Origin of the sequence: Azospirillum sp. B4 (assembly GCF_000333275.1) — a bacterium.
In the GTDB taxonomy this organism is placed as follows: Bacteria; Pseudomonadota; Alphaproteobacteria; order Azospirillales; family Azospirillaceae; genus Nitrospirillum.
On record NZ_BACU01000146.1, the window covers coordinates 1 to 6,625 of the forward strand.

Here is a 6,625-nt window from a genome sequence, read left to right on the forward strand (position 1 = left end):
TGCTGTTCGGCAACATGATCGGCATGATCCCCGGCACCTTCACCTTCACCAGCCACATCATCGTGACTTTCGCGCTGGCGGCGACGGTGTTCGTGTTCGTGACCGTGCTGGCGCTGATCCGTCACGGCATGCACTTCTTCAGCTTCTTCTTCCCCTCCGGCGCGCCCATCGTGCTGGCGCCCATCCTGATCCCCATCGAGATCATTTCGTATCTGATGCGGCCGGTCAGCCTGTCCATCCGACTGTTCGCCAACATGATGGCGGGCCACACCATGCTGAAGGTCTTCGCCGGCTTCACCATCACCATGATCGGCGCCCTGGGCGCCGTGGGTTGGCTGGCCGGCGCCGTTCCGGTGGCCATCAACGTGGCCCTGGTCGGTTTCGAGATCATGGTGGCCTTCCTGCCACGGCAGACCATCGCCGCCGTCTCCGCCGATGCCGCCCTCACCGCCGCGCTGGAGGTGGAGCCCCGCGCGCCCCTGCTGCGCATCGAGCGGCTGGTCAGCGACAGCGCCGGGCACCCCATCCTGCTGACCATCGCCCACTACCGCGCCGACCGCTACCAGATCACCCTGGACCTGGGCACCAGCGGCGCGGGGGAAGGCGGCGCCCTGGGTGCCGCCGTTGGCACCCAGGGTTAGTTTCGGCTTACCCCACCACGCCGCGCGCGCGCCAAGCGCCGATCTCCTCCGCCCCGTAGCCCAGGCCGGCCAGAATGTCGTCGGCGTCCGCGCCCACCTCGGGAATGTCATGGTGCAGGCCCGGCCGGCGTCCGTCGAATTCCAGCGGCAGGGCCGGCAGCTTGGTGGCGGTGCCGCCGGGGATGGTGACGTCCAGCAGGCCACCCTCGGCGTTCAGGTGCGCGTCGTCGAACAATTCGTCCGGCCGGGTGATGGGGGCGAAGGGCAGGCCCACGCCTTCCAACCGCTCCACCAGGGTGGCCCGGTCCTGATCGGCGAACAGGGCCCGCACCCGGGGCAGGATGATGTCGCGCGCCAGCACCCGGTCGTTATTGCGGGCATAGGCGGGATTGTCGCCCAGGTCCTGCAGCCCGAAGGCGGCGCAGAAGGCCTGCCATTGGGCGTCGCTGACCACGCCGACGAACAGCAATTCTTCGTCCCGCCTGGTTTCGAAGACGTCGTAGACGGCCCAGGCGGAGAGGCGCACGGGCATGGGCTGCGCCGCCTTCCCCGTCACCGCCTGCTGGGCCATGTGCTGGCCAACCAGGAAGGCCGTGGTCTCGTAGAGGGAGCATTTGACGGCCCCGCCCCGCCCGGTCTGCTGCCGGCGCAACAGCGCGGCCAGGATGCCGATGACACCGAACATGCCGCCGGTGATGTCCACCACCGAAGAGCCCGCGCGCAGCGGCCGGCCTGGCGGGCCAGTCATGTAGGCCAGGCCGCCCATCATCTGCGTCACCTCATCCAGCGCGGTGCGGTGCTCATAGGGGCCGGCCAGGAAGCCCTTGGCCGAGCAGTAGACCAGTCCCGGGTTGCTTTGCGCCAGGGCGTCCGCCCCCAGGCCCAGCCGCTCCAGCGTGCCGGGGCGGAAATTCTCCACCAGCACATCGGCGCCGTCCGCCAGGCGCCGGGCGATGGCCAGGCCCTCGGGGCTCTTCAAATCCAGGCACAGGCTGCGCTTGTTGCGGTTGAACATCGGGAAATAGCCGGCACCAGACCCCAGCAGCCGGCGCGTCTGGTCCCCGCCCATGGGTTCCACCTTGATCACCGTGGCGCCCAGGTCGCCCAGGATCACCCCCACGGATGGCCCCATGACCATGTGCGTGAACTCAACCACCGTGACGCCGGCCAACGGCAGCGCGTCCCTGTCCATATCCATTCTTGTCTCCCGCGACATCCGCTTCGGGCTCGACAGGCCCGTCTTAATTGTTATAGAGTTATAACAATAAAACAAGCGGGCTGATGAGGCCGGGAGAATGAGAGCATGGCAGCTGGGGACGTTCTGATCAGCGAGGTGGGGCCGCGCGACGGCCTGCAAAGCATCACCGCCATCATGCCGCTGGCGGCCAAGAAGGCCTGGATCACGGCGGAAGCCGCGGCCGGCGTGCGGGAGATCGAGGTGGGCAGCTTCGTGCCGGCCAAGCTGCTGCCGCAGCTGGCGGACACGGCGGAGGTGGTGGCCCACGCCAAGACCATCCCCGGCCTGGCCGTGGCGGTGCTGGTGCCCAACGCGCGCGGGGCGGAGGCTGCCATCCAGGCCGGCGCCGACAAGCTGACCCTGCCCCTGTCGGTGTCGGAGACGCACAGCCTGCGCAACCTGCGCCGCACCCATGCTCAGGTGATCGAGGAGGCGAAGGCCATCGCCGCCATGATCGCCGCCCTGCCCCCGGACCGGCGCCCGCATTTCGAGGGCAGCCTGTCCACCGCCTTCGGCTGCACCCTGGAGGGGCCCATCCCCGACAGCCAGATCGCCCGCCTGGCGGAAGAACTGATGGCCGCCGGCTGTGACGAGGTCGGGCTGTCCGACACCACGGGCTATGCCGACCCCGCCGCCGTGCGCCGCCTGATCAAGCTGGTGTGGGACGCGGTGGGAACCAGCGCGCTGACCGGCATCCACCTGCACAACACGCGCGGCCTGGGCCTGGCCAACGCCCTGGCGGCGCTGGACGCCGGGCTGACCACGCTGGACAGCTCGCTGGGCGGCCTGGGCGGCTGCCCCTTCGCGCCTGGCGCCTCCGGCAACATCGTCACCGAGGATTTGGCCTTCATGCTGGAGGCCATGGGCGTGCGCACGGGCATCGACCTGGACGCCCTGTTCGCCGTGCGGACCATCCTGGCGGAGGCGTTGCCGGGCGAACCGCTGTACGGTTTCGTTACCGCCGCCGGCCTGCCGCTGGGCTTCACGCCCACCGTTCATCACTAAGGGGAGACGTCGCATGACCATCGTCGGCACGCGCATGATCCGGGACGACCGGACGGCCCGCCAGATTTTCGAAGACGTGATGGCCAATCCGGCCCGGGCCAAGTTCGGCTTTGGCGAAAAGCTGGCCATCGTCAACGTGGATTTCCAGAATGCCTACACCCGCATCGACGAGTTCAAGACGGCCTATGAGACCGATCCCCGCCAGATCGAGCATGTGAACCGCATTTCCTCGCTAGCGCGGGCCAAGGGCATGCCGGTCATCTGGACCCACGTGGCCTATGCCGAGGATGCCGGCGACGCCGGCGTCTGGGGCACCCGCACCAACACGCCGGACAGCCTGCAGAACATCAAGTACGGCAGCCGCCGCCACGCCTTCGACGACCGTTGCGATATCGACACGACCGTTGACGCGATTTACACCAAGCGCATGCCGTCGGCCTTTTTCGAAACGCCGCTGGCCAGCTATCTGGTCTGGCACAAGGTGGACACGGTCATCGTCACCGGCGGTTCCACCTCCGGCTGCGTGCGGGCGACGGCGGTGGATTCCCTCAGCCGCGGCTATCGCACCATCGTCCCCATCGAGACCTGTGCCGACAAGCATGAGAGCTACCACTTCGCCAACCTGACCGACCTGCAGCTGAAATACGCGGATGTGGAGCCGGTGCAGACGGTGGTCGATTGGCTGGAGGCGCGGTGATGGGCACGACACCCCAAAACCCAGTGGTCAACGATCCCGGGCTGTACGACTTTCGCCCCTATCGCGACCGCCACCCCATCCGCTGGCCGGGGGACAAGCCCATCGCCGTCTGGATCTCGCCCAACCTGGAATTCTACGAGATCGATCCGCCGGCCAACCCCTTCCGCAAAAGCTGGACCAAGCCCCACCCCGACGTGGTCGGCTACAGCCATCGCGACTATGCCAACCGCGTCGGCCACTGGCGCATGGCGGAGGTGATGGAGCGCCACGGCTTCAAGGGCACGGTGTCGCTGTCGGTGGCGCTGTGCCAGCACCACCCCGAGGTGGTGGAGAACGCCAACGCCCTGGGCTGGGAATTCTTCAGCCATGGCATCTACAATACCCGCTACACCTACGGCATGGATGAGGCCCAGGAACGGGCCATCATGGAAGACAGCATCCGCACGGTGCGGGAGGCCACGGGCCAGCGCATCCGGGGCTGGCTGGCCCCCGCCCTGACCCACACCACCCGCACCATGGACCTGCTGGCGGAGATGGGCTTCACCTACACCTGCGACCTGTACCACGACGACCAGCCGGGGCCGGTGCATGTGTCTGAGGGGCGGCTGGTCTCCATGCCCTACAGCCTGGAGGTCAACGACCACTATGGCTTCGCCGTCTACAACATGAGCCCCCGGGAATACGCCGACACCCTGATCCGCCAGTACGAGCGCCTGGCGCGGGAGGGGGAGGCGTCGGGCACGGTGATGTGCATTCCGTTGCACAGCTACCTGATCGGTCAGCCGCACCGCATCGGCCCGTTCGAGGAGGTGCTGCGCCACATCGCCGCCGACGGCCGCGCCTGGATCACCCGGGCCGGCGACATCGCCCAGCATTTCCTGGCCCATGATTACGACGCGGTGGCGGCCGAAACCGCCCGCCCGGCAGCGGAGTGAGCGCCCATGTCCCTGGACCCTTCATATCTTGAGTATCCCCGCCGCCGCCGGGGCATGGACCATGACCTCTACCCCTGGTCCAACCTGTTCGACCGCCCGGCCGTCCGCTGGCCGGGGGGCAAGGGTGTGGCCGTCAGCATCGTGGTCAGCCTGGAATGGTTCCCCCTGACACCGGCGGACAAGCCCTTCCGCGCGCCGGGGCATATGCAGACCCCCTTCCCCGACTATCGCCACTACACCTCCCGCGACTACGGCACCCGCGTCGGCTTCTACCGGCTGCTAGACAGTTTCGCGGCGGTGGGGGCCAAGGTGTCGGTCGCCGTCAACGCCGCCATCGCCCAGCGCTATCCCGCCGTCATCAGTGAGATCATCGCGGCGGGCCATGAGATCATCGCCCATTCCACCGACATGAACGGCACCATCGCCACCGGGCTGGACGAAGAGGCGGAGCGCGCCCTGATCGGCACGTCGCTGGACGTGCTGGAACAGGCCACGGGCACGCGGCCGGCCGGCTGGCTGTCCATCGCCCGCTCCCAGTCCTGGAACACCCCCCGCCTGCTGGCCGAGGCCGGCGTGCGCTACATGTGTGACTGGGTGAACGACGACCTGCCCTATGCCATGCAAACCCCGGCCGGCGACATCATGAACCTGCCGCTGAGCCATGAACTGTCCGACCGGCAGATCGTGAACGTGCTGCAGCAGTCGGCCGACAGCTACGTCCGGCAGATCCAGGACGCCTATACCTGGCTGGACCAGGAATCCCGCACCCACGGCGGGCGCCTGCTGCCGCTGCAGGTGACGCCGTACATCCTGGGCCTGCCCTACCGTATCGACGCCTTCGACGGCCTGCTGCGCTGGCTGAAGGACCAGGACAACAGCTGGTTCGCCACCGGATCGGAAGTGGTCGGCGCCGTTCCGCGCTGACCCTTTTCAATGCGAAAAGCCCCGCGCGGGAGATGATCCCGCGCGGGGTTTTCTTTTGGCATTTCAGCAGCATGAGGCAACGGCTCATGCTGCTGTAGGATGCGACTGCATCCGCCGGAGATTTCCGGGGAGCCGAAGGCGGACCGGAAAGCGAGGAAGCCAAGCGACCGGATGGTCGCGCCCGGCGCCTGAGGGCAAGCGAGGCGGCATTTGAACGTCCCCGTTCAAATGCCGCCGGTATCAGAACATCAGAACTTGTAGTGCGCCCGCACGTCCCAGGTCATGGGCGGGTTCAGGTAGATGGAGGTCGCCGACAGGAAGGAGACCTTGTAGGTCCGGTCCGTGCAGTTCTTGCAGCCGACGGACAGGGTGAGGTTCGGCACCTTCGCCGGCTCGTAGGCCAGGTTCAGGTTCCACAACACCTGCGGATCGGTCCAGGCGCCGTCCGTGCTGTCGGTGTTGCCCGCGTTGCCGATGGCGTAACCGTTGTTGTAGTCGAAGCCGACGGTGGGCCGGAAGATGCCGGCCTCGGTGTCGATCTGGTAGGTCGCCGTCACCAGGCCGGTGAAGTCCGGCGCGCGCACCGGGCGGGCGATCCGGCCCTTGAAGTCGACGAAGCCCCGGTTGCAGTTGTTCGAGATGCCCGAGGTGTTGTTGGACGCCAAGGCCGCCTGGCAGGCCGCCATCTGCGCCTGGACGTCGCTGGAGATGTCGATGTAGCGGGCGTGCTGCACACCGATGGAGCCGCTGAAGGTCAGGCCCCGGATGGGCACCCACTCCGCCTCCAGCTCACCGCCGTAGTTGCGCAGGCCGGCCGGATTGGTGGTGGTGAAGATGCGCTGGCCGTTGACGGTATAGGCGGCGGAAATCTGCACGTCCTCCGCCTCGCTGTAGAAGGCGGTGGCGTTCAGGCGCAGCGTATGGTCGAAGAAATCGCCGCGCATGCCCACTTCCTCGGACCACACCTTTTCCGGCTTGAAGGCCAGGAACAGGTTGTTGGCCAGGGCGCGGCCGTTCCAGCCGCCGGACTTCTCGCCCCGCGTGGCGGAAGCGTAGACCATGAGGCTGGGCTCGATCTGGTAGGACAGGGCGAAGCGCGGCGTCACGAACTCGTTTTCCAGGTTGGTCGGAATGCCCGCCGCCTCGATCAGGGCGGTGCTGAACAGCGGGTCCTTGCCCCGGGGGT

Annotated in this window: 7 protein-coding genes; 5 read left to right on the top strand and 2 right to left on the bottom strand. The window is 67.5% G+C overall.

Annotated features, from left to right (window positions below):
* On the top strand, positions 1-641 hold a 641-nt coding region (gene atpB / locus I55_RS37635), incomplete at its 5' end, for a F0F1 ATP synthase subunit A (RefSeq protein WP_199902487.1).
* Between the two features lie 7 nt (positions 642-648).
* On the opposite strand, the gene I55_RS06770 is transcribed toward atpB, so the two are convergent.
* Complete coding sequence (locus I55_RS06770) at positions 649-1,839, bottom strand: CaiB/BaiF CoA-transferase family protein (RefSeq protein WP_252181052.1); 1,191 nt, start codon at positions 1,837-1,839, stop codon at positions 649-651.
* A 105-nt stretch (positions 1,840-1,944) separates the two neighbouring features.
* Between I55_RS06770 and I55_RS06775 the strand changes: the two genes are divergently transcribed.
* From I55_RS06775 to I55_RS06790, 4 genes are read left to right on the top strand one after another with little or no spacing between them, the layout of a single operon-like run.
* On the top strand, positions 1,945-2,883 hold the full coding sequence (locus I55_RS06775) for a hydroxymethylglutaryl-CoA lyase (protein WP_044559740.1): 939 nt from the start codon (positions 1,945-1,947) through the stop codon (positions 2,881-2,883).
* A gap of 13 nt (positions 2,884-2,896) precedes the next feature.
* On the top strand, positions 2,897-3,580 hold the full coding sequence (locus tag I55_RS06780) for an isochorismatase family protein (RefSeq protein ID WP_044559741.1): 684 nt from the start codon (positions 2,897-2,899) through the stop codon (positions 3,578-3,580).
* On the top strand, positions 3,580-4,515 hold the full coding sequence (locus I55_RS06785) for a polysaccharide deacetylase family protein (protein ID WP_044559742.1): 936 nt from the start codon (positions 3,580-3,582) through the stop codon (positions 4,513-4,515). Before I55_RS06780 ends, I55_RS06785 begins: the two co-directional genes overlap by 1 nt.
* Before the next feature lie 6 nt (positions 4,516-4,521).
* Complete coding sequence (locus I55_RS06790; RefSeq protein ID WP_044559743.1) at positions 4,522-5,439, top strand: polysaccharide deacetylase family protein; 918 nt, start codon at positions 4,522-4,524, stop codon at positions 5,437-5,439.
* Positions 5,440-5,687: 248 nt separating this feature from the next.
* Here the strand turns inward: I55_RS06790 and I55_RS06795 are convergent.
* The coding region (locus I55_RS06795; RefSeq protein WP_044559744.1) for a TonB-dependent receptor domain-containing protein at positions 5,688-6,625 on the bottom strand (938 nt) is incomplete at its 5' end.